Annotated in this window: 23 protein-coding genes; 12 read left to right on the top strand and 11 right to left on the bottom strand. The window is 66.0% G+C overall.

Annotated elements, in window-relative coordinates:
* Positions 1-80 precede the first annotated feature (80 nt).
* Positions 81-560: a MarR family winged helix-turn-helix transcriptional regulator gene (locus tag AC3WS4_RS17595; RefSeq protein ID WP_492736983.1), complete on the bottom strand. Its 480-nt coding sequence runs from the start codon at positions 558-560 to the stop codon at positions 81-83.
* 13 nt (positions 561-573) lie between these two features.
* Entirely contained in the window at positions 574-1809 is a 1236-nt protein-coding gene (locus AC3WS4_RS17590) for an acyl-CoA dehydrogenase family protein (RefSeq protein WP_492736981.1), read from the bottom strand.
* Positions 1810-1903: 94 nt separating this feature from the next.
* Here AC3WS4_RS17590 and AC3WS4_RS17585 point away from each other — a divergent pair, with 94 nt between their 5' ends.
* Positions 1904-2899 carry a flavin reductase gene (locus AC3WS4_RS17585; protein ID WP_492736979.1) on the top strand — a complete coding sequence of 332 codons (996 nt, stop codon included), beginning with the start codon at positions 1904-1906 and terminating at the stop codon, positions 2897-2899.
* Here the strand turns inward: AC3WS4_RS17585 and AC3WS4_RS17580 are convergent.
* Positions 2893-4281: a sulfatase-like hydrolase/transferase gene (locus AC3WS4_RS17580; RefSeq protein WP_492736978.1), complete on the bottom strand. Its 1389-nt coding sequence runs from the start codon at positions 4279-4281 to the stop codon at positions 2893-2895. The genes AC3WS4_RS17585 and AC3WS4_RS17580 overlap by 7 nt on opposite strands.
* Positions 4282-4537: 256 nt before the next feature.
* Between AC3WS4_RS17580 and AC3WS4_RS17575 the strand changes: the two genes are divergently transcribed.
* Together AC3WS4_RS17575 and AC3WS4_RS17570 are read left to right on the top strand one after the other, a co-directional pair.
* Positions 4538-6724: a TonB-dependent receptor gene (locus AC3WS4_RS17575; protein WP_492736977.1), complete on the top strand. Its 2187-nt coding sequence runs from the start codon at positions 4538-4540 to the stop codon at positions 6722-6724.
* 65 nt (positions 6725-6789) lie between these two features.
* The gene (locus AC3WS4_RS17570; RefSeq protein WP_262407937.1) at positions 6790-7140 is read left to right on the top strand and encodes a DUF3387 domain-containing protein; all 351 of its coding nucleotides are present in this window, start codon (positions 6790-6792) and stop codon (positions 7138-7140) included.
* Here AC3WS4_RS17570 and AC3WS4_RS17565 read toward each other — a convergent pair.
* The 6 genes from AC3WS4_RS17565 to AC3WS4_RS17540 form a co-directional block, all read right to left on the bottom strand.
* The gene (locus AC3WS4_RS17565; protein WP_492736976.1) at positions 7026-7364 is read right to left on the bottom strand and encodes a hypothetical protein; all 339 of its coding nucleotides are present in this window, start codon (positions 7362-7364) and stop codon (positions 7026-7028) included. The two genes, AC3WS4_RS17570 and AC3WS4_RS17565, sit on opposite strands and share 115 nt — an antisense overlap.
* 150 nt (positions 7365-7514) lie before the next feature.
* Positions 7515-8288, bottom strand: a complete 774-nt coding sequence (locus AC3WS4_RS17560) for a hypothetical protein (RefSeq protein ID WP_492736975.1) — start codon at positions 8286-8288, stop codon at positions 7515-7517.
* Between the two features lie 119 nt (positions 8289-8407).
* Complete coding sequence (locus AC3WS4_RS17555; protein ID WP_492736974.1) at positions 8408-9088, bottom strand: DUF6445 family protein; 681 nt, start codon at positions 9086-9088, stop codon at positions 8408-8410.
* Entirely contained in the window at positions 9085-11397 is a 2313-nt protein-coding gene (locus tag AC3WS4_RS17550; protein ID WP_492736973.1) for a hypothetical protein, read from the bottom strand. The genes AC3WS4_RS17555 and AC3WS4_RS17550 overlap by 4 nt, the downstream gene beginning before the upstream one ends.
* 3 nt (positions 11398-11400) lie before the next feature.
* Entirely contained in the window at positions 11401-12312 is a 912-nt protein-coding gene (locus AC3WS4_RS17545; RefSeq protein ID WP_492736971.1) for a hypothetical protein, read from the bottom strand.
* 44 nt (positions 12313-12356) lie between these two features.
* The gene (locus AC3WS4_RS17540) at positions 12357-13022 is read right to left on the bottom strand and encodes a TetR/AcrR family transcriptional regulator (RefSeq protein ID WP_492736969.1); all 666 of its coding nucleotides are present in this window, start codon (positions 13020-13022) and stop codon (positions 12357-12359) included.
* 136 nt (positions 13023-13158) lie between these two features.
* Between AC3WS4_RS17540 and AC3WS4_RS17535 the strand changes: the two genes are divergently transcribed.
* From AC3WS4_RS17535 to AC3WS4_RS17505, 7 genes are all read left to right on the top strand, one after another.
* Positions 13159-13881 (top strand): sterol desaturase family protein, encoded by a 723-nt coding sequence (locus AC3WS4_RS17535; protein ID WP_492736967.1) that lies wholly within the window; start codon positions 13159-13161, stop codon positions 13879-13881.
* 23 nt (positions 13882-13904) lie between these two features.
* Complete coding sequence (locus tag AC3WS4_RS17530) at positions 13905-14327, top strand: hypothetical protein (protein ID WP_187140614.1); 423 nt, start codon at positions 13905-13907, stop codon at positions 14325-14327.
* Between the two features lie 34 nt (positions 14328-14361).
* The gene (locus AC3WS4_RS17525) at positions 14362-14697 is read left to right on the top strand and encodes a hypothetical protein (RefSeq protein WP_492736965.1); all 336 of its coding nucleotides are present in this window, start codon (positions 14362-14364) and stop codon (positions 14695-14697) included.
* A complete protein-coding gene (locus tag AC3WS4_RS17520) occupies positions 14698-15159 on the top strand; it encodes a hypothetical protein (RefSeq protein ID WP_492736963.1) in 462 nt (153 codons plus the stop codon).
* A 110-nt stretch (positions 15160-15269) separates the two neighbouring features.
* Positions 15270-15833 (top strand): alkyl hydroperoxide reductase subunit C, encoded by a 564-nt coding sequence (gene ahpC / locus AC3WS4_RS17515; RefSeq protein ID WP_056346058.1) that lies wholly within the window; start codon positions 15270-15272, stop codon positions 15831-15833.
* A 79-nt stretch (positions 15834-15912) separates the two neighbouring features.
* A complete protein-coding gene (gene ahpF, locus AC3WS4_RS17510) occupies positions 15913-17496 on the top strand; it encodes an alkyl hydroperoxide reductase subunit F (protein ID WP_492736961.1) in 1584 nt (527 codons plus the stop codon).
* 236 nt (positions 17497-17732) lie between these two features.
* Positions 17733-17861, top strand: coding sequence for a hypothetical protein (locus AC3WS4_RS17505; protein WP_492736959.1), 129 nt, complete (start codon positions 17733-17735; stop codon positions 17859-17861).
* Here AC3WS4_RS17505 and AC3WS4_RS17500 read toward each other — a convergent pair.
* Positions 17858-18757, bottom strand: coding sequence for an AraC family transcriptional regulator (locus AC3WS4_RS17500; protein WP_492736957.1), 900 nt, complete (start codon positions 18755-18757; stop codon positions 17858-17860). The genes AC3WS4_RS17505 and AC3WS4_RS17500 overlap by 4 nt on opposite strands.
* 99 nt (positions 18758-18856) lie before the next feature.
* Between AC3WS4_RS17500 and AC3WS4_RS17495 the strand changes: the two genes are divergently transcribed.
* The gene (locus AC3WS4_RS17495) at positions 18857-19354 is read left to right on the top strand and encodes an SDR family NAD(P)-dependent oxidoreductase (RefSeq protein WP_492736955.1); all 498 of its coding nucleotides are present in this window, start codon (positions 18857-18859) and stop codon (positions 19352-19354) included.
* The gene (locus AC3WS4_RS17490) at positions 19264-19602 is read left to right on the top strand and encodes an SDR family NAD(P)-dependent oxidoreductase (RefSeq protein ID WP_492738061.1); all 339 of its coding nucleotides are present in this window, start codon (positions 19264-19266) and stop codon (positions 19600-19602) included. Before AC3WS4_RS17495 ends, AC3WS4_RS17490 begins: the two co-directional genes overlap by 91 nt.
* Here the strand turns inward: AC3WS4_RS17490 and glpD are convergent.
* The gene (gene glpD, locus AC3WS4_RS17485; RefSeq protein WP_492736953.1) at positions 19599-21101 is read right to left on the bottom strand and encodes a glycerol-3-phosphate dehydrogenase; all 1503 of its coding nucleotides are present in this window, start codon (positions 21099-21101) and stop codon (positions 19599-19601) included. The genes AC3WS4_RS17490 and glpD overlap by 4 nt on opposite strands.
* Positions 21102-21130: the final 29 nt, after the last annotated feature.

The following is a 21130-nucleotide window of genomic DNA, read 5'->3' as shown; positions in this document are numbered from 1 at the left end:
GTCTCCCGGCGCGGTTTTCCGGGTTGCAGGGATAAGTCGTGGGTGGCGCCGGGTGCCAAAGTCGGGGACGTGGCGGAGCGCTATGTCGACGTGCGTCCTGAGATCCTCTGGGATTCGTCGTGCAGATTCTGCGTCACACGCCCCAGCAGCTCGACCAGCGTCCGGATTTCACAGGGAGACAAGCCGCGGCTCGCGACCCGGTCGATCTCACCCGCGACGTCGCCGAGCGCGAGCGCGACCGCGTAGCCGCGCTCGGTCGCAAAAACGAGCGTTTCGCGGCGATTGTTGCGGTTGACCCTTCGGTCGAGCAGGCCAAGCACTTCGAGTCGCCGCACCGCGACGGTGACGGTGGCCTCGGATATTCCGAGCCGGGCGCCCAGGACATGCTGGGCCAGGCCGTTTTCGGCCGAGAGATTGCAGAGCAGGCTCAATTGGCCGGCGGCCAGGCCATGGCGGGCAATCCGCCGATCGACCGCCATCGAAAAGCGGCGGAACGCGATGCGGGCGAGATAGCCGATGCTGTCGTCGAGGCCCCAGAACCCGCGTCGCGCCCCTGCCATCCGCCGGGCCCCCTTAGAGGAGCAGCGAGTTCGGCGGCAGCCCGACCAGCGCGCGACCATGGAGTTCGGTCGCGACATCGAGGTCGTAGACGATGTGGCTCTGCATCACCTGGACGTCGCGGAGCAGGCGCTGCATCGGATTGTCGAGCGCGTGGACGCTCGACCCGACCGCTTCGCAGCAGGTCCGCACCGCCTCGACACATTGCTGGACGGCGATCGCGATTTCGGCGCGCAGGCGTATCCGCTCGGTCGTCTGTTCGGGCTCGTCGATTTCGCCAAGCAACAGATTTTCGCGAGCCGCGGCGCGGATCGTGCGCTCGGCCGATCGCGCGAGCAGGTCGGCGCGCGCGAGGCGCATCTGCCCCGCGGGCTTTTCGACGCTCGTGCTCATGCTGCCGAGCTTGACATGATGCTGCAGCCGTTCGCGGCAATATTGCACCGCCTGCCGCGCGGCACCCAGGGCCGGGATGGCGGCGGTAACGCAAAGATTGGGCAGCATCGGCGATCCGTAGAGGCCGGGGCCATGGACCGCGCGGCCGTTGCCGCGCCCCGAGCGCACCGGCTGCACCGCGAACTGATAGGCTTCGGGAATAAAGACGTCCTCGACGAGGATATCGTTGCTGCCGGTCGCCGCCATGCCCGCCATCCGCCAGGTGTCGAGCACGGTGACCTCCTCGGCGCGGAGCAGCATCATGCGGACGACCGGCGGCCCGCCCTCGACGGGCTCGAGCGCGTTGAGCATGATCCAGTCGGCGTGCATCACGACGGTGCCCCATTTCCAGCGCCCGCTCAGGCGAAAGCCGCCGTCGACGGGGGTGGCGATTCCGGGCGGCGAGGCCGCGCTCGGGGCGATGACATAGGGGGTGCGGCCCCAGACTTCGGCCTGCGTCGCCTCGGGCATCTGCGCGATCAGCCAATTATGTTCGGCGGCGAAGCAGGCGGTCCAGCCGGTCGAGGGACAGGCTTCGGCGATCGGCAGCGTCGCGCTGATATAGGTGTCGGGGTCATATTCGAGCCCGCCGAAGCGGCGCGGCACATAGAGGTAGAAATAGCCGCTCTGGCGGAGCGCGGCCCACACCTCGTCGTCGGGGCGGTGCTCTTGTTCGGCCGCCGCCGCGCGCTCGGCGACGAGCGGCTTGAGCGCCTGCATCCGGGCGACAAGAGCTTCGGGGGTGATCGCGTCGATCTCGTCGCGCGAGAGGAAATCGTCGCCGGCGGGAATCCGGCGGTCGGCGAGGCGTTCGGGCATCATCATCTCCATCCTGTTTGCCACAGCATAGGGCGAAGGCAGGAATAATGTCAACTAGGTTGACTAAAATCCTTCGAGCGCGCATGGCGAGGGAATGACAGACCAAGCCGATATATCGCCCGCCGCCGGCTTGCGCGCCGCGCTGCGCACGCTGGTGCGTCCCGTCGCGGTGGTGACCGCCGCGCATGCGGGGCAGCGCTACGCGATGGCAGCGACCGCCTTTTGCGAGGTCAGCATGGAGCCGCCGTCGATGCTCGTCTGCATCAACCGCGCCAATGCAACGCATAGCGCGGTCGCGGCGGGCGCCGATCTTTGCCTCAACCTGCTCGCCGAGGGTCAGGCGCCTATATCGCAACGCTGCGGCGGCGGCGTCGCGGCCGAGGAGCGCTTCGCGGTCGGCGACTGGCGGGTCGAGGCCAAGGGGCCGCCGCGGCTGGCCGACGCCTGCGCCAGCATCGTGCTGCGCCCCGTGTCGATCGTCGACCATGCGACCCATGCGGTGGTGATCGGCGAAGTCGTCGACGTGTGGCAGCGCGGCCTGTTGTCGCCGTTGGGGTTCCACGACGGCGCCTATCTCTTCCCGCTCGCGCAGGCGGCGATCAATTTGGTTGCGCAATCGGCGCGGCTGGGCGAAGCGGGCGCGATGCAGGACGGCTATCTGATGCTCGACGTGATGCGCGCCTTCTATTGGTTCGACGAGGGTCTCCAGTCGGCGCTGCGCGCGCGCGGCTGGGAGGCCGTGTCGCGCTCGCAGTCGATGACCTTCGCCAATATCGCGCTCGGGGTGCGCCGCCCCGCAGACCTCGCCCGCAACCTCGGCATCACGCGCCAGGGGGTCAGCAAGATGCTGCAGGAGATGGTCGAGCGCGACTGGATCGTGATCGAGCCCGACCCGACCGACAAGCGCGCGTCGATCGTCGCCTTCAGCGAAAAATCGCGGCAGCTGCGCGCCGACGCGCTCGAGATACTGGGCAAGATCGACGCGGCGCTCGGCGAGCGGATCGGCGGCAAGGCGCTCGACGCGCTGCGCACCACGCTGGCGCGCGACTGGGGGCCGCCCCCGGAGATCCCCGAGCCCGCCGCTCAATAACCCGCGAGGTGGCCGTTGCCGCGCAGCTCATAGCTGAACGTCGACGGCAGATAGGGCAGCATGTCGCGGTCCCATGCCGCGAATGCACTTTTGAGCCGGTCGAAGGCCTCGGGCTGCACGGTCTTCAGATTCGCGACCTCGCGCGGGTCGGCGGCGATGTCGAACAGGAACTCGTGCCCGCTCATCGCCAGATATTTGAGCTTGCCCTCGATCACCGCGCGCTGGTCCTGCGCCTTGTGGCGCCAGAAGAGTTGGCGCGGCGACCCCGTCGTCCCGTCGAGAAGCTGGGGCAGGAGGTTGCGGCCGTCGAGCGCCGGCCAGTCTTTTTCCGCGATTCCCGCCGCCGCGAGCAGCGTCGGCACCCAGTCCATCGTGATCTGGACGAGGTCGCTGCGGGTGCCGGCCTTTACGCGTCCGGGCCAGCGCATCAGCGTCGGCACCCTGATCCCGCCCTCGAGCAATTCGCCCTTCATCCCGCGTAGCGGCCAGACCTTCGAGAAACGCTCGCCGCCATTGTCGCTGGTGAAGATCACGATCGTGTTGTCGGCCTGGCCATTGGCCGCGAGCGCCGCGAGCAATTGCCCGACCCCGCGATCGAGGCTTTCGACCATCGCGGCATAAACCGCGTTGCTGCCGCCATCATAGTGAAATGAGTCGCGGATCGTCTTCGCCACCTCCTCGTCGGCCGGCCCCTCCCACGGCCAGTGCGGCGCGGTGTAATGCGCGCTGAGCAGAAAGGGGCGCCCCGCCTCCTTGAAGCGGCCGAGTTCGGCGACGCAGCGTTCGGTGATCAGGTCGGTGAGATAGCCGCTGCGGCGGATCTCGGTCTCATTCTCCCACAGGTCGTGGCGGAAATTGCCGCGAATCGTCATGCCATGCTCGAAATAATCGGCGCCGCCCTGATAGATGCCGAAGAAACGGTCGTAGCCGCTCTTGCGCGGGCCATGGTCGGGCAGGCCGCCAAGATGCCATTTGCCGACGAGCGAGGTGTCATAGCCCGCGCGCTTCAACAGGTCGGGCAGGGTGACCACCTCGTCGCCAAGCCCGAGTTCGGGGTGGACGCCGAGCGGTTCGTCGAGCCCCGCCGGAAAGCGATATTGATAGCGGCCGGTCATCAGCGCCAGCCGGGTCGGCGAACAGACGCTGCTGTTCGAATAGGAGCGATGCAGCGCGACGCCGCCGGCCGCGAGTGCGTCGAGCGCGGGGGTCGCGATATCGTCGCGACCAAAAGAGCCGAGGTCGGCAAAGCCGAGATCGTCGGCGAGGATGAAGACGATATTGGGGGCCGTGGCCGCCGCCGGACGGGCGACCGCCGGCGCACCGAGCAAGCCGCCGATCGCCGATGCCGCACCTGCCTTCACCAAGGTCCGCCTGCTCAACATGATGCTATCCTCTCTCTTATTTCCCGCCGCGATATCGGCCGGTTTTGCTCCGCGCGATCCGATTTTTCCGCGTCGCTTACGGCGAAGCGATCGAAATGAAATCGCGGCGGTTTTTTGCTCTTTCGTGGCCGAGCCATGCTCCCTCAGATCGAAAATTATGTCAACCTACTTTACAATATATGCTTAGAACACTAAACGAATGGTCGAAGCAACGGACCGCACCGGCAAAATCAGGGCGGCCAGAGGGAGAGAGTGGATGACGGCCAAGGCAGCGCAATTTCGTTCGGTCCGCCTGTGCTTGCTGGCGTCGGCGGGGGCGATGTTTTTCGCGGTCCCGGCGCTGGCGCAGCAGGCCGACGACACCGCCGCGTCGGACGACAGCAACATCATCGTGGTGACCGCGCAGAAGCGCGAACAGGATGTGCAGGACGTCCCGATCTCGATGACCGTCGTCGGCGGCGAGCAACTCAGCGAGCTTGGCATCAAGGACTTCAACGAACTCGACCGCTACGTCCCCAATTTCTATGTCCAGACGACCCCGGGGAATAACGCTTTCTATATCCGCGGGATCGGCTCGACCCCGGGCAATCTGGCGTTCGAACAGACCGTCGGCCTGTTCGTCGACGGTATCTATGGCGGCCATGCGCGCCAGTTCCAGGCGCCCTTCCTCGACGTCGAACGGATCGAGATATTGCGCGGGCCGCAGGGCGCGCTCGTCGGCAAGAATACCAGCGCCGGCGCGATCAGCGTCGTCAGCGCGCGGCCGACGCGCGATTTCCGTGCGACGCTCGAGGGTAGCTATGAATTCGAACTCGGCGGCACGCGGCTGTTCGGCATGGTGTCGGGGCCGGTGTCCGACGCGGTCAGCGTGCGCGTCGCGGCGCAATATGAAGACAGCGACGGTTATATCGAAAACACCTTGCTTGGCGGCAACGAAACCAAGCGCGAAAGCCTCTTCGGCCGCGCCTCGGTCCTGATCGATCCGGGCAATGGCGCCGACCTGTTGATCCGCGTCGAGGGGGGCAAGGTCGACCTGACGGGTACCGCCGTCGAACGTTTCCTGACCGCGAACGATCCCGACCGCGAACGCCAGACCGGCGGCTTCCCCGGCTTTATGGACAAGGATTTCGACAACACCGACAATCTCAACGCCAGCGCGACCGCCAATATCGACATCGGCGACCATGTGCTGACCTCGGTCACCGGCTTCTCCTCCTATGATTTCGAGAAGAAGGTCGATGCCGATTTCGGGCCGAACCCGTCCTTCGCGTCGAGCTTTGCCGAAAAGTTCAGCCAGATGTCGCAGGAAATCCGCCTCGCCTCGCCGACGACGGGCCGCATCGAATATATCCTCGGCGGCTATTTCCATGTGAACGACTATGACCTGTTCCAGACGACGCTGATCCGCTTCGGGCCGTTCAACGGGCGCTCCGACCGCAGTTTCCGACAGGAAAATGTCGCGCTTTCGGGCTTCGGCAGCGCGACCTGGCACGTCGCCGATGGCCTGCGCGTGATCGGCAGCCTGCGTTACACCTATGACCGCAAGACCGCCGACCAGACGCGCGTCAACACGGGGGTTGTCCAGCCGACCTGGCTTGCGACCCCGCTGTCGGGGCATCGCGTCGAGCGCGAATGGGACCCTTCGGTCGCGCTGCAATGGGACGCGACCCCCGACGCGATGCTCTACGCCTCCTATGGCCAGGGCTCGAAGGCCGGCGGCTTCATCGGCGCGCAGGCGACGACGACGCAGGCGCAGTTCGAGATCGAGCCCGAGGCGGCCGAGACCTTCGAAGTCGGGGCCAAGCTCGCGCTCTTCGATCGCCGCCTGCGCTTCAACATCGCCGCGTTCCGGACCGATTTCACCAATTTGCAGGTCTCCTCCTTCGACGCGGTGAGCAACAGCTTCATCACCACCAATGCCGGCGAAGCGCGCAGCCAGGGGGTCGAGAGCGATTTCAGCTGGCAGATCGCCGACGGCGTGTCGCTCAACGGCTCGCTTGCCTATCTCGATGCCAAATTCATCGAATTCCCCGGCGCGCCGTGCCCGTTCACCAACCCGACCTGCGTGCCGGCGAACAACAATGCCGCCGGACGACCGCTGCCGCGCTCTCCCAAATGGAGCGGGACGCTGTTCGCCGATATTGCGGTGCCGGTCAGCGATTCGGTCGATTTCGTCGCCAACGGCGGCATGACCTATCGCAGCAGCGCGTTCCTCGAAGAAAGCTATAATCCGGCGGCGGCGCAGGACAGCTACGCCAAATTCGATCTTCGGCTCGGCATTCGCGCATCGAACAAGAAATGGGAACTCGCGATCGTGGGCAAGAATCTGACCGACGAACTGACCGCGAGCCACGCCTTCAACACGCCGCTCGCCGCCGGGGTCATTTCGAAGTTCATCCAGCCGCCGCGCACGATCGCGGTGCAGGCGAAGTGGCAATATTGATTGGGCTTGGCTCCTGTCCGTCAACGCGGTGCGGGGTTACATCCAATTCCGACTTCCTTCCTGCCATGGCCGCTGAAGAGTTAGCCTTTTGCGATGCCTTGGCAGAGAATGGATCAGCCGGAGACTGGATGGAGCGCGAAATGCTCCGCACCCTCGCTCAACTGTTGGTCAAGACAATCCGCAGCACGGTGACTGTCGATTGGACGCAGAAAGAAAGTTCCCGCGCAAAAATGCGGATTGAGCTTCGAAAGCTGCTGGTGCGTTATGGCTATCCGCCCGATTTGCAGAAGGCGCCGTCCGATCAACGTTGTTTCTTGGCCGTGGTTGCGGTGAAATCGGGATCTTTTTTCGCCACCCAATCGACAAATTTGCGCACATTGGGGTGGGCCAGCAGGCCCTCCACATCCATCCCGTAGCGCTGCAGCTCGGAATTCGTGAAATTGGCGATCAGCGTCTGCTGGCAAATCGAATGCATGGGAACAACATCGCGGCCGCCCCGGCTTTTGGGGACGGGATGGTGCCAGGCGATGGTTTTGCCGGTGGGCCGGCCGCAGAGCCAGCAGGACGGTATCGTCGCCGGCGGTGTCTCCTCGCGGTGCAGGTCTCCATAGGGATCATGTTTCGAATGTCTGCGGGCCATGGTTCTACCTGAAGGATCTGAATTTGCGCCGCACACCTATCCCGATGCGATGCGCATTGCCACAGGCGTATCTCCGGCCTGGCCGTTCACCGGAATGTCATCGCTACGGGGACGCCAGATGCCCAAAGGCGTCACGCTCCGCCATCGCTCCTAACGCCGTCCGTTGCTGTAATCGATTCGGATCCTGACCCAACTGCCCACCATGGGTTGGCCCCCGCGTCGCGGAGCCCGTACCCTGAACTGCCACGCCGCGGCGAGCACTGCGCGATTGATCTGCGATCCGGTCGGATATTCGTCGAGCCCGACGCAATCCTCGACGCGATAGTCCGGCGCCGTGCGGCAGGCGATCAGCCCCCACCCCGGGCCGCTGGCGGTGGACAAATAACCGCGCAACTCGTCATTGCTCGGCTCGCGATACCAGGCGGCGGCATAGAGCGGCTCGCCATTGGGCGCCGTTCCCACCCGCGCCGTGTCGCTGGACGAGGACGAGCCTCCCTTGTTGGGCGGCCCATAGACAGCCCCGCCGGGGGGACGAACGCCGATCCGGGGAACCGTCGGCAAGGGTGGCGGTTCGGATGGCGGCGCCATGGTCGGCGCGGTCCTCGGTTCGACGGCTGTCGGGGGTAAGGGTTTGGCCGGTTCGGCAGGCGTCGGCTGCGGCGGCACGGGCTTGTCGTCGGCCCGCTTGCTCTTCGGGCTACTTGGTTCGGGCGCTTCCTCGGCGATCTCGCTGGCCGGGAGGCTGACCATGCTGACATATTCTTCCTTCTTCTTCGGCGGCTGGTCGCGGCCAAAGGAGAGCAGCATGAGCAGCAGGAGCGCCGTGATCGATACGGTCAGGCTTATGGCAAGCGCACGGCGTCCCCGCCCGATGCTGAGCTGCTTGGCATAGGGCGTGGCTGGAACAGGGCTCAGTGGACGCAATCTTTGGTCGCGGCGACCGCTGGTCGAGGGGGCGGGGGCTGCATCCGCGCGGAATAGTGGGGCGCCGGGCCTTTGACAAGGGTGAGCGCCGGCCGTTGAACCCCATGGCGGCCGGCCGCTCAGCTGATCGACAGGAACGCCGTGATCGTCAGCCGCCCCTGGAGCGGATCGGGCGACAGCGCGGCCTCGGGCGAGATCGCGCCGCTGTGAAGGTTGGTGCTGCGATAGAGCAGTGCGCGGTTGTAACGCGCCTCCGCGATATGGGCCTGGGCGAACAGCGCGGTGTCGCCCGCGACATAGGCGGCCGGCGGCGGGCCGCGATGGCGCAGTTCGGTGTCGAGCTGGCGGAAATAAAGCGCGCGCCGTTCCTCGGTCACCGTCTCGAATCCGGTCGAACGGTGGCGGAAAAAGGCGGTCCCATCGCCGCCTTCCGGCGACAGATAGTGGATGAAGGCGATGCGGTCGGGGGTGAAGGCATCGACATGCGGCAGGCGCTGCGCGATGCTGAGGGTCTCCGGCGGCGTGGTGACGATCGAGAAACTCGCGTCGATGATCGTCACCGGTCCGGTGCGGGCAAAGGCGTGCGCCGCCGCCTCGGCGATCGCGGGCAGCGCCGCGTCGAAATATCCGGCCGGCAGCGCGGCGCGGATGCCCGGATAATGGTGGAGCGCGGGTTCGAACGCGGCGGTGGCAGCGAATCCGCGCAGCGCGTCGGGGTCGGGCGCGAAATCGTCGAGGACGCAGAGCGGCTGCGCCTCGTCGCCGATCGTCTCGATCCGGACCGGCAGCGCCGCCATCATGGGCGCGGCGGGCGGAGCCGCGCCAGCCGCGCCGCGATCCAGTCGCCGAGCCGCGTGCCGCGCAGTCGCGTCCAAAGGATGTCGGAGGCGACATAGAGAAGCGCGAAGATAAAGAGGATCAGCGCATAGGCCATGACCGTCTCGGTCGCGTGCATGATCTGCGGTCCCGTCAGCTCGACGCCGGGCAGCCCCAGATAGTCGAGCGTGACGGGTTTCGAATCGGCGGTGGCGCTGGTGCCGCCGACGGCGGTGTCGCCGATCCAGTAGATCATCTGCCCGGCGCCGAAGACCCCGGTGCCGCCGAGCAGGATGTTGAACTGGGTCTCGCGCCGGGCTGCTGCGCGGTCTGTGTCGGCCTGGTGGCGTCGCTGCAGATCGCTGGCATGATCCTCGAGGCTCGCCACCGCGAGCGTCAGCGCGTCCTTCTTGCGCTTGGTGCCGCGCAGTTCCTCCAGCTTGGTGAAGACGTCGCGCTCGGTGTCGTAGCGAAAGGGGTTGGCATAACGGAAGCGCTCATACTCCCTGTACTCGGCGAGCTTGGCCTGGTTGATCGCCGTTTCGGCCTTGTCGAAATCGTCGTGGCCGGTCAGCTGTTCCCGCAGGTTCAACCGTTCGACCGCCTCGCTCGGCGGCGCGGGCGCTTGTTGCCGGCGCTTGTCGGCCTGCCATTCGCCGTTGGCGACATGCCATTCGATACGCTCGATCCGCGCCATGCTCTTCGCTTCATGCTCGCGCGCGAGGAACTCGTTGTGCAGCGACATGGCGTGGATCAGGAACGCATAGGGGCAGGTGCCGATATAGTCGTTGCCGGTTTCGAGACTGCGGCTGCGCGGCACATAGCTGATCATCGCGCGGTGGTTGGCATAGCGGACGAAGAAGCGTTCGTCGGACTGTTCGCTGCTGTCGGGATAGATGGGGTCGATGCTGTCGAGGATCTCCGACGTGTCCTGGTTCATGAAATCGATGATATTCTGGTTGAACCCGGCGAGGAACAGATAGTCGAGGCAGTCGGTCCGCTGGGGTTCGAAGGCCGGAATCCTGGCCAGCGGGGTGACCGATGCGACCTGGCCGGTCGCATCATATTCCGCCCATTCGGCGCCGTCGGCACGGATCGCCTCGGCCAGCGCGCCGACGCTCGCAAAGGCGCCGCCGCCGACGGCCCGCAAGTTCGGGCGGGCGCCGCCGATCCAGTCCGCATAGTCGGGCCGCGCCTTCACCCAGTCCCAGAATGTCGTGTCGAGCTGGACGACGCCCTTGCCCTTCGACGCCTTGTCGACGCGCTCGGCGAGCTCGTCCTGATAGGGCTGGTAACAGGGTTCCTGCACCATCGCCTTGCGCGCCGCGCTCTCCCCCGACGCGGGATCGAGCGGCATCAGCCGTTTGAAGAAGCGCTCGTCGTGTATCAGGAACATGAAACGCGACTTGGGGACCTTCAGCCCCGGCACCTCGATGAACGGCACCTTGTCGATCAGAACCGCGTCGAGGTCGGCCATCGGCGTCGTGCCGGTGACCTTGGCCAGGCGTTGGAACAGCCGTGCGCCGTCGCGCAGCAATTGTTCGCGGACAAAGGGCCAGAACCGCTCGGCCTTGCCGCGCGCGCCGCGGACCGTGATATCGTCGAGCGGCGCGATCCCCAGCTTGTCGTCGAACACCGACGCCTCGCCGCCGTGGCGCGCGTCGAGTTCGAATTCCTTCGGCGCCGCAAGCTTTTGCAGCAGCGACAGGAAATAATAGGTCGCGGGATCATAGCCGCCTTCGTCGCCGGGCGCGGCGAGCGAGGCATAATGGTGGCTGAAGCTCAGATGATAGCTCAGCCCGCCATTGTTGTGCGCCAGCCAGAAGCGGCGAAAGCGCACCGCCCGATCGTCCTTCAGCCCCGGCGGCGCGGCGCGATAGGTCAGCCCTTCGGTCGACCATTCGATCGCGGGCGGCAGTTTGAAGATCAGCCGTTCGTGACGGCGGATCGCCCTGTCGGCCGCCTTGCGCCGCGCGCGCTCGCCCGCCGGGGTGGCGGGATAGTCGCCCGCGGGCGCATCGATCGCGGCGATCAGATGCTCCTGCACCTCGCCCTGCACCTCCCGGTCGGCGATGTCGTTGAACAGCGGGTCGATCGCGTTGCGCAACATCACCGACGGCAGGTGGTCGCGCTGGACCACGCCGAACTGGCCGTGCGCGACGGGCCTGCCTTTTTGCCCGACCGCCTCGGCGACGCGGTCGGGATCGATATAGAGCGACAGCGTCCAATAGAGCGTGCCTGACTTCGCGCTTTCAAAGCCCTGCGCATCGTCCCAGTCGCCCCGCACCGCCATCGGCTACCCCCCCCTCTCGTCCGCCGCGGCCGCCGCGAGCGCGCGGAAGCCGTCATGGCCCGCGGTCTGCCGCCCGGCGCGCAGCCAGGCGATCGCGGGTTCCATCGGCAGCAGCGCCACCGGGGCGGCCCGCGATGCCAGCGCCGCGAGCTGCGCCGCCGCCACCCCGCCCGGCGCCTCGTCCGCCCCCTTGCGCACCGAAATGCCGAAAAAGCTCTCGAGATGGTCGTGGAGCAGCCCCGCATCGACCGCATCGCCCGGATAGTCGACCGCCGCGTAAATCAGCCCGTCGTCGGCCTGCTGCCCCGCCGACAGCGCCGGCTGGATATAGGGAAAGTCGACGATCCGCGTGCCGACCCGCGCCCAGATCGCGAGCCGGTCGACCTGGTCGGTGCCCGAATGCGCGGTGTCGGCGGCATATTCCTCGGCGGTCAGCCGCAACGGGTCATTCTGTTCGATGAAGACCGCCGGCGCGGGTCCGGCAGGATCGAGCCCGAGCGCGATGAGCGCGAGCGTGCGCACCGCGCCGAGGATGACGCGCAGCATCCCGCGCCCGCGCGCCGCCTCCTCGACATAGACATAGTTGAGCGCGACCGCTGCCGGGGGCAACGCGGCCCCGCGGTCGATCGCGGTCGCAAGGAAGTTCGCGCCGCCGAGCAACGTTCCACCTTCATCCTCGAAGATCGCCACCAGCTCGCTGTGGGTGCGGCCATAGGCGTGGCGATGGCTGCCATTGAGCGCGAGGCACGCCGCGAACCCATCGAGTTCCTCGCGCTCGTCGGGCAGCACGAAGGCGCGGTCGTAACCCGAAAAGAAGCGCGCCAGCACCGGCGATGCCGGGTCGTCCGACGCGGTGACGCGCACCCCGCCCGGCAAATCCAGCCTTATCAATCGATTGTCCGCCCCGCCCGTCATGCGCAAATCTTGCCATGCGGCCGGTCGCGCCGCAAGGCGCCGCTTCAGGTCACCCCATAGGCCGCCTGCACCATCGACCGGAACAGACGCAGCTGGCGCCCCATCAGCCGGTGGTCGCCGAGTGCACGGGTCAGCACGATCGATCCTTCGATCACCGCGCTGAAACTGTCGGCGATCGTGTCGAGGTCGATCGGTGCGACGGGGCGATGGCGTTCGCCGATCGCGATGAACCAGATGCGGAACCGCGCACGCCAGCGCATCGCCGCTTCGAACAGCAACGCGCGCACCTCGCGGTCGAACGCCTGCTCCTGATAGATGATCGCGGCGACAAGGCAGCCCGGATGCACCTCCTCCATCTCGTCCATCATGTCGGCATAGAGGTCGAGGAAGATCAGGAAGCGCTGCATCGGGTCTTCGGCCAGGTCGTGCGCGCGGTCGGTCAGCACGTCCATCGCGGCGTCGTCCTCCTCCAGGAAACGCTGCAGCAATTGCCGGGCAAGGTCGCCTTTGTCGCGGAAATGATAGAAGAAACCGCCCTTGGTGATGCCCGCGGCCTCGACCAGTTCGTCGATCGAGGTCGCGGCAAAGCCCTTAGTCAATATCGCGTCGTTGGCGGCGTCGAGCAGCCGCTCGCGCGTCCGCTTGCCCTTCGCCAGCGGCGCCGGGGACGCATCCGCCGCGGCGGACGCTCCACTATCCAATCCCTCCATCGCCGACGCCCCTTCGTCCTTGCCGGAATTTCCAGCATTTCTGCGGGAAAATAAAAGCGACCGCAAGTATACTATCGCCGTCCCGGACGATGCCATAGCAAGGCCGGACCAAAGCCAGCAGCCAGGGGGCGCCGCGATGTTCGGCATCTATCATGTAATCGCGCTGTCGATGTTCGGGGTCTTCGCCGCGCTCGACCTGTTGTTTCGGGCGCGGAGTTTTCCCGACGTGCCGCTGTGGCGCGCGAAGGGCCTCGTCTTCACCGCGCTCTATTTCGGCGTCACCACCTATTCGCCTTTGCTCTGGGATACGACGCTCGGGCAATATCAGCTGGTCGACGGGTCGCGCTGGCCCTTCTGGGCGCAGGTCGCGATCGGCTTCTTCGCCTATGAATTCCTGATCTATGCCTGGCACCGGACGATGCACAAGGTCCAGCCGCTGTGGCGCTGGCTGCATCAGATGCACCACAGCGCCGAACGCGTCGACATCTGGGGTACTTTCTATTTCCACCCGTTCGACATGATCGGCTGGGCGCTCGTCGGCAGCTGCGCGCTGGTGCTCGGCATCGGCCTGACGGCGGAGGCGGCGCTGGTGGTGTCGGTCGTCGCGACCTTCTGCACCATTTTCCAGCACGCCAATGTCCGCACCCCGCACTGGCTAGGCTATCTGGTCACGCGCCCCGAAAGCCATTCGGTGCATCACGAACGCGGGCTGCACGCCTATAATTATGGCGACATCCCGATCTTCGACATCCTGCTCGGCACCTTTCGCAACCCGCGCGAATGGCATGGCGAGGCGGGCTTTTTCGACGGCTCGTCGCGGCAGATGGGCAAGATGCTGGTCGGCAAGGAAATCGCGTGAGGAACAACAGGGGAGACAGGGGCATGAAAACAGGGATGATGATCGCGCTGCTCGCGGTCGGGCTGGCCGGCTGCGGCGAATCGGCCGAGCAGAAGGCGGAAAAGGCCAAGGCCGCGTCGGCCGAGATCGACACCGCGGGTTATGACATCGCGGTCCGCTGCCAGGCCAGTTTCGACGCGGTGGCGCGGCTCTACAAAGTGTTGTCCGAGCAGGGCGGCGACGCGGAGATGGCGGCCACCGCGACCCAGCGCGCAGCGGCGGCCGAGGCCTATCGCGGCATCGCCCGCAATGTCGGGGGGAATATCGGTCACAAGCCCGAACAGGTCGACGCTGCGATCAAGGCGGCCGCCGACGCGGTCGACGCCGAGTTCCAGAAACGGCCGTTCGAGGATTTCGCGGTCTGGGCCGGGCAGGAGGCCGATCGCTGCCCGCCGCCCTCGGCCTAGGCGAGCGCGCTTCGACGACACGAAAGGAAAGATCATGGCCCACGACCTGCGCCCCGGCGAACAGGCGATCGACAGCTGGACGCTTTTCTATCACCCGCCCGGCGGCGGCAAATATAATGGCAAGCTGACGGTGACGAACCAGCGCCTGCTTTACGATGCGAAGCTGGAGGCGAGCCTGATCGGCGTGCTGACGAACCATGTCGTCGCGGGTCAACTGGCGATCGAAAAGGACGCGATCACCGAGATCGAGGTCCAGCGCAAATTGTTCAGCAAGAAAGCGACGGTGACCCTCACCGACGGTAGCCGGCACATCTTCGACTATGGCGCGCTGAACATCGACAAATGCATCGCGGCGATGGAGGCACGTTGAATGGTCCGCGGCGTGGCGGTGGCGGCGAAGACGGCCGTCGTCCTGATCGCCTGGCTCGTCGTCATCGATATCGTCGGGGTGATCGTCTGCACCCTGTTCGACATCGCGCCGCTGCGCGCCAACAGCGGGCTGCTGCCCTATGCGATCTGGTTCGTCCTCGGGCTTTTCTGCGGCCTGTTCGCCTATCAGAGTGCGGGAGCATGGGCCTTCGCCGACCGCGAGGGCGAATGGAGCGACCAGCCCGGGGCGTTTCGCGCCGGCAATGTCATCGTCGCGACGGGCGCGGTGCTGGTCGGCCTGTTGCTGTTGTTTTTCTGGCATATTTACTGGAGCAGGGGCGTCGCGGGCGAATATTATGTACCCGACAGCGCACCGCATTCGATCCTGTTCGGGCTGTGTGTGCTGGCGGCGATGGCGGGCACGCACTTCCTGTTGCTGCCGACGCCGGGGCAGGAATCCTGATGTTGCGCCATTGATCGATATTTCCGATTAAAGCGCCGGACTTTTTCACTTTCCGCACTGCAACAAACATGGCTAGGGGAGGGCTCCAACAACAAAAGGAAGCTCTCCCAATGTCCGTTCTGAACACGACCATCAAACCCTTCAACGCGACCGCTTACAAGGACGGCAAGTTCGTCGACGTCAGCGACGAGAGCGTCAAGGGCAAGTGGGCGGTCTTCTTCTTCTACCCGGCCGACTTCACCTTCGTCTGCCCGACCGAACTCGAAGACCTCGCCGACATCTACCCGACGCTGCAGAAGATGGACGTCGAGGTTTATGCCGTGTCGACCGACACCCATTTCAGCCACAAGGCTTGGCACGACACCTCGCCGGCGATCGGCAAGATCAATTATTACATGGTCGGCGACCAGAACCACGTGATTTCGAACAATTTCGAAGTCTTGCGTCCGGGCGTCGGCCTCGCCGACCGCGGCACCTTCGTGCTCGACCCCAATGGCGAAATCCAGTTGCTCGAAATCACCCCCGAGGGTGTAGGCCGCAATGCCGCCGAACTGCTCCGCAAGATCAAGGCGCTGCAGTACTGGGTCAGCCACCCGGGCGAAGTCTGCCCCGCGAAGTGGGAAGAAGGCGCCGAAACCCTCGCGCCCTCGCTCGACCTCGTCGGCAAGATCTAAGCCGACCGCATAATGCCGGAGGGGCGGCGGCATGATCGCCGCCCCACGGTTTCTCTCCCCTCTCGCAGGAACGCTCCCCATGCTTGACGCCAATCTGAAGCAGCAGCTTCAAGGCCTCCTCACGAATCTTCGTGAACCGATCGAACTGATCTCGTCGCTCGGCGACGATGCCAAGTCGGCCGAGCTGGCGACCCTGCTCGACGACATTGCCGCGCTCTCGGACAAGATCGGCGTGACCCGGGCCGACGACGACGCGCGCCGGCCCAGCTTCCTCATCCGCCGCACCAGCGATGCCGCGGTCGCCGTGCGCTTTGCCGGCATCCCGATGGGGCATGAATTCACCTCGCTCGTCCTCGCTTTGCTCCAGGTCGGCGGCCATCCGCCGAAGGTCGCGCTCGAGGTGATCGAGCAAGTCGCCGCGCTCGATGGCGACTATCATTTCGAAACCTATTTCTCGCTGTCGTGTCAGAATTGCTCCGACATCGTGCAGGCGCTCAACCTGATGTCGGTCGTCAACCCGCGCATCACCCACACCGCGATCGACGGCGGGCTGTTCCAGGCCGAGGTCGAGGAGCGCAAGATCATGGCGGTGCCGACGATCTTCCTCAATGGAGAGATATTCGGACAGGGCCGCATGGAGCTCGAACAGATCATCGCCAAGCTCGACAGCGGCGCCGAGGCGAAGGCGGCAGAAAAAATTGCGGCCAAGGACGCGTTCGACGTGCTCGTCGTCGGCGGCGGCCCCGCCGGCGCCGCGGCGGCGATCTACGCCGCGCGCAAGGGTATCCGCACCGGCATAGCCGCCGAACGCTTCGGCGGGCAGGTGCTCGACACGATGGCGATCGAGAATTTCATCTCGGTCCAGCACACCGAAGGGCCGAAGCTCGTCGCGCAGCTCGAGAGCCATGTGAAGGACTATGACGTCGACGTCATGAACCTGCAGCGCGCCGAGAAACTGATCCCCGCAAATACGCCCGGTGGGCTGCACGAGGTCAAGCTCGCGAGCGGCGCGTCGCTGAAGGCGCGCACCGTGATCCTGTCGACCGGCGCGCGCTGGCGCCAGATCGGCGTCCCCGGCGAAGAGCAATATCGCAACAAGGGTGTGGCCTATTGCCCGCATTGCGACGGCCCGCTCTACAAGGGCAAGCGCGTCGCGGTGATTGGCGGCGGCAACAGCGGTGTCGAGGCGGCAATCGACCTCGCAGGGCTCGTCGCGCATGTCACGCTGATCGAATATGACAGCCAGCTGCGCGCCGACGCGGTGCTCCAGCGCAAACTGGCGAGCCTGCCCAACGTCCGGATCATCACCTCGGCGCTGACCACCGAAGTGCTCGGCGACGGCGAGAAGGTGACGGGGCTCAGCTACAAGGATCGGGGCAAGGACGATCTGCATCAGGTCGAACTCGAAGGCATCTTCGTCCAGATCGGCCTTGTCCCCAACACCGAATGGCTGAAGGAAGCCGTCGCCCTGTCGCGCCACGGCGAGATCGAGGTCGACCATCGCGGCGAAACCAGCCAGGCGGGCATCTTCGCCGCGGGCGACTGCACGACGGTGCCGTACAAGCAGATCGTCATCGCGATGGGCGAGGGTTCGAAGGCGGCGCTGTCGGCGTTCGACTATATGATCCGCCTGCCGGCCGATGTGGACGCCGAAGCGGCGTAAACACACCAGATCCTCCCTGTGGCGCAGCCATGGGGAGGGGGACCGTCTGCGAAGCGGATGGTGGAGGGGCCAGCGACGTCGCGTCATCGCCCCTCCGTCAGCGCTTCGCGCTGCCACCTCCCCATCGCTGCGCGACAGGGAGGATTACCATCCTCGTCACCCCGGACTTGATCCGGGGTCCCGCTTTCCTTCAAATGAGCGGGACCCTTGGTCGAGTCCGGGGTGACGAGGATGAAATGGCCGAAAAGAAGAACTCGCCCGCACCGATCCCGCTCTGCCGCTTCGAGGAACTGGCGCAGCGCGAGAACCGGCTGCGCGACGAAGCATCGCGCATGCGCAAAAAGCCGGATTCCAAACCCGCCTAGCTCGCCGCCATCGCGAACCGCTTCGGCGGCACCCCGACGTGCCGTGCAAACGCCGTGCTGAACGCACTCGCCGATCCGTAACCGACCCGCTCGGCAATCTCCTCGATCCGCCCGGCGCCGTGGCGGAGCAGATCCTTCGCCAGGCTCATCCGCCAGCCGAGCAGATATTCCATCGGCGGCACCCCGACGATGCGCGCGAAGCGGTCGAAGAAGGCCGAGCGCGACAGCGCCGCCTCTTTCGCAAGGTCTGCGGTCGTCCATGACCGTGCGGGTTCGGCGTGCATCCGCCGGATCGCGACCGCCAGCCGGGCGTCGGCCAGCCCGCGCAGCAGCCCCGGCGGCGCTTCGCCGCTACCGACCGCGCGCAACGCCTCGACCAGCAAGATCTCGACCAACCGCGCCAGCAACAGGTCGCGGCCCGGCCGCTCGGCGCCCGTCTCCTCGCGGACCATCGCGACCAGCGCCGACAGCCGCTCGGCCCCGCGGAGGTGGATCATCGCGGGCAATTGCGACACCAGCAGCCCCGCCTCGGGCGAGGCGAAGGCGAAATGGCCGCCCATCATCCGCACATCGGGTTCGCCATCCTGCCTCCCGTGCCGCACCTCGCCGCTGATCCCCGCCATCGCATGCGGATCGAGCGCTACCGGTTCAGTGGCCGCGAAGCCCGACAGGGTGAAGCCCGGCGTCGCCGGCAGCAGCACAAAATCGCCCGCTTCCAAGGTCACCGGCGCCTGCCCGCCGACCGCGAGCCGGCACGACCCCTCGAGGATGGTGCAGAAACCCGGATGCCCGAAATCCGAATAGCGCACCGCCCAGCGCCCCGCGCCGCTGATCCCCTTCGAAAAGACGGTGCTGGGCCGCAGCAAGGCGATGAGGTCGGAGAGCGGGTCGAGCATATGGGGACGATCTATAATGAAATATGGACTTGAGATTATAGATAGTCCTGATCTTCGCGTCCATAGGTCTTTCACCGCCAACCGAAAGGAACGACCTCCATGAAGACCATCCTGATCACCGGCTGCTCGTCGGGCTACGGCCTTGAAACCACCCGCCATTTCCACGCCCGCGGCTGGAAAGTCATCGCCACCATGCGCACCCCCTCCGCAGCACCGTTGTCACCGTCCGAAAATCTCAGCCTTCTCCCCCTCGACGTCACCGACGACGCGAGCATCGCCGCCGCGCTCGATGCCGCGGGTCCGGTCGACGTGCTCGTCAACAACGCCGGCATCGGCCTGTTCGGCGCGCTCGAAGCCTCGCCGATGGCGAAGATCCGCGACGTCTATGCGACCAACACCCTCGGCACGATCGCGATGACGCGGGCGGTGATCCCCGGGATGCGCGCGCGCGCGGGTCGGGCACGATCGTCAACGTCACGTCCTCGGCGACGCTCGCGCCCTTTCCGCTGGCGGCCGCCTATACCGGCAGCAAGTCGGCGATCCAGGGCTTCACCGGCAGCCTCGTGCATGAACTCGCGCCGCTCGGCATCGCGGTGAAGCTGGTCGAACCTGGCTATGGCCCGACCACCGCCTTTGCCCAGAATACCGCCATCAGGCTCGAGGACGTGCTGCCCGAGCCCTATTGGACCTACGCCCAGCCGATTCTCGCGGGCATGGCCGAACCGGCGCTGTTCACCACCGAAGCCGATGTCGCCGAAGCGGTGTGGCAGGCGGTGCACGACGAGGGCGGACGCCTGCATTTCCCGGCGGGTGCCGATGCGCTGGCGATCATGGCAGGGGCTTAGCGCGGATATTCCGCGAGATGGGCCGCAAGCTTCGCCACCTCATCGGCGTTGAAATGCAGCCCCAGCTTGCTCCGCCGCCACAATATATCGTCGGTCGTCCGCGCCCATTCGTGCGTCACCAGCCAGCCGACCTCGGCGGCGGACAGGCCGTGGGCGATTTCGCCGCCGAGTTCGTCCCAGCCCTCGGCCTTGCCCAGCCACGCCCGCGCCTCGGTGCCATAGGCCTTGACGATGCGATCGACCGTCGCGGCGGGCAGGAAGGGGTGGGCGAGCTTGATATCGGCCTTGAGCGTGGCGGCGCCTTTGGTCGGAAAATCACCGCCGGGCAGCGGTTCGGTCGCCGTCCAGCGCCGGACCGACACTGCCTCCAGATGATCGGACAGTTCGTCGACCGCATGTTCGGCGACATGGCGATAACTGGTGATCTTGCCGCCATAGATGGTGAGCAGCGGCGCGCCTTCGTCCATGTCGACGTCGATGCGGTAGCCGCGCGTCGCCGCCTCGGGGCGCCCCGACCCGTCCTCGATCAGCGGACGCACCCCCGAATAGGTCCACACGACATCGGCGGGAGTGATCGGCTCGCGGAAATATTGGCTCGCGCCTTCGCAGAGATAAGCGATCTCTTCGTCGCTCGCCTTCACCTCGCCGAGCGGTCCGTCGTGGTCGAGGTCGGTGGTGCCGATCAGCGTGAAGTCGCGCTCATAGGGAATGGCGAAAAAGATGCGTCCGTCGGGCAGCTGGAAAAAATAGGCATAGGCGTGCGCGAACAAGCGCCGCACGACGATATGCGAACCACGCACCAGCCGCATCCTGTGGTCGGGTTCGGCATCGGCGCGCTTCAAGAGGTCGAGCACCGCCGGCCCTGCCGCATTGACGACGCTCTTGCCGGTGAAGCGATAGCTGCGGTCGTTGTCGCCACTCGCCTCGACGATCCACAGCCCGTCTTCGCAGCGCAGCATCTCGGCGCGCATATGCGTGCGGACCTTCGCGCCGCGTTTCGCGGCGTCGCGGGCGTTGAGCACCACCAGCCGGGCATCGTCGACCCAGCCGTCCGAATATTCGAACCCGTGCCTATATTGGCTTTGCAGCGGCTCGCCGGCTTCGTGGCGCCGCAGGTCGATCGAGCGCGTCGCGGGCAGTTTCTTGCGCCCGCCGATATGGTCGTAAAGGAACAGCCCGAGCCGCAGCAGCCAGCGCGGACGCAGCCCCGGCCGGTGCGGCAACACGAAACGCAGCGGCCAGATGATATGCGGCGCGATACTCCACAGCACTTCGCGTTCCTTCAGCGCCTCGCGCACCAAGCCGAATTCATAATGTTCGAGATAGCGCAGCCCGCCATGGATCAGCTTGGTCGAGGCCGAGGAGGTGCCCTGCGCGAGGTCGCCCTGCTCGATCAGCAGCACCCGCGCCCCGCGTCCGGCGGCATCGCGCGCCACCCCCGCGCCATTGACCCCGCCGCCGATCACGATGACATCATAGGGCTGGGCGCTGTCGGGCATGACGTTTCCCTATGCCAGCGCCGCCTGAT

The sequence above is a fragment of the Sphingopyxis sp. EU05-FHT14B03 genome (genome assembly GCF_058790875.1).
The sequence above is the reverse complement of the archived record's forward strand: the minus strand, read 5'-3'. Positions and strand labels throughout refer to the sequence as shown.

What these genes read in the sequence shown, in the direction of transcription:
- AC3WS4_RS17595 (WP_492736983.1), bottom strand. Translation starts at nt 560, where the DNA reads ATGGCAGGGGCGCGACGCGGGTTCTGGGGCCTCGACGACAGCATCGGC.
- AC3WS4_RS17590 (WP_492736981.1), bottom strand. Translation starts at nt 1,809, where the DNA reads ATGCCCGAACGCCTCGCCGACCGCCGGATTCCCGCCGGCGACGATTTC.
- AC3WS4_RS17585 (WP_492736979.1), top strand. Translation starts at nt 1,904, where the DNA reads ATGACAGACCAAGCCGATATATCGCCCGCCGCCGGCTTGCGCGCCGCG.
- AC3WS4_RS17580 (WP_492736978.1), bottom strand. Translation starts at nt 4,281, where the DNA reads ATGTTGAGCAGGCGGACCTTGGTGAAGGCAGGTGCGGCATCGGCGATC.
- AC3WS4_RS17575 (WP_492736977.1), top strand. Translation starts at nt 4,538, where the DNA reads ATGACGGCCAAGGCAGCGCAATTTCGTTCGGTCCGCCTGTGCTTGCTG.
- AC3WS4_RS17570 (WP_262407937.1), top strand. Translation starts at nt 6,790, where the DNA reads ATGGCCGCTGAAGAGTTAGCCTTTTGCGATGCCTTGGCAGAGAATGGA.
- AC3WS4_RS17565 (WP_492736976.1), bottom strand. Translation starts at nt 7,364, where the DNA reads ATGGCCCGCAGACATTCGAAACATGATCCCTATGGAGACCTGCACCGC.
- AC3WS4_RS17555 (WP_492736974.1), bottom strand. Translation starts at nt 9,088, where the DNA reads ATGATGGCGGCGCTGCCGGTCCGGATCGAGACGATCGGCGACGAGGCG.
- AC3WS4_RS17550 (WP_492736973.1), bottom strand. Translation starts at nt 11,397, where the DNA reads ATGGCGGTGCGGGGCGACTGGGACGATGCGCAGGGCTTTGAAAGCGCG.
- AC3WS4_RS17545 (WP_492736971.1), bottom strand. Translation starts at nt 12,312, where the DNA reads ATGACGGGCGGGGCGGACAATCGATTGATAAGGCTGGATTTGCCGGGC.
- AC3WS4_RS17540 (WP_492736969.1), bottom strand. Translation starts at nt 13,022, where the DNA reads ATGGAGGGATTGGATAGTGGAGCGTCCGCCGCGGCGGATGCGTCCCCG.
- AC3WS4_RS17535 (WP_492736967.1), top strand. Translation starts at nt 13,159, where the DNA reads ATGTTCGGCATCTATCATGTAATCGCGCTGTCGATGTTCGGGGTCTTC.
- AC3WS4_RS17530 (WP_187140614.1), top strand. Translation starts at nt 13,905, where the DNA reads ATGAAAACAGGGATGATGATCGCGCTGCTCGCGGTCGGGCTGGCCGGC.
- AC3WS4_RS17525 (WP_492736965.1), top strand. Translation starts at nt 14,362, where the DNA reads ATGGCCCACGACCTGCGCCCCGGCGAACAGGCGATCGACAGCTGGACG.
- AC3WS4_RS17520 (WP_492736963.1), top strand. Translation starts at nt 14,698, where the DNA reads ATGGTCCGCGGCGTGGCGGTGGCGGCGAAGACGGCCGTCGTCCTGATC.
- ahpC (WP_056346058.1), top strand. Translation starts at nt 15,270, where the DNA reads ATGTCCGTTCTGAACACGACCATCAAACCCTTCAACGCGACCGCTTAC.
- ahpF (WP_492736961.1), top strand. Translation starts at nt 15,913, where the DNA reads ATGCTTGACGCCAATCTGAAGCAGCAGCTTCAAGGCCTCCTCACGAAT.
- AC3WS4_RS17505 (WP_492736959.1), top strand. Translation starts at nt 17,733, where the DNA reads ATGGCCGAAAAGAAGAACTCGCCCGCACCGATCCCGCTCTGCCGCTTC.
- AC3WS4_RS17500 (WP_492736957.1), bottom strand. Translation starts at nt 18,757, where the DNA reads ATGCTCGACCCGCTCTCCGACCTCATCGCCTTGCTGCGGCCCAGCACC.
- AC3WS4_RS17495 (WP_492736955.1), top strand. Translation starts at nt 18,857, where the DNA reads ATGAAGACCATCCTGATCACCGGCTGCTCGTCGGGCTACGGCCTTGAA.
- glpD (WP_492736953.1), bottom strand. Translation starts at nt 21,101, where the DNA reads ATGCCCGACAGCGCCCAGCCCTATGATGTCATCGTGATCGGCGGCGGG.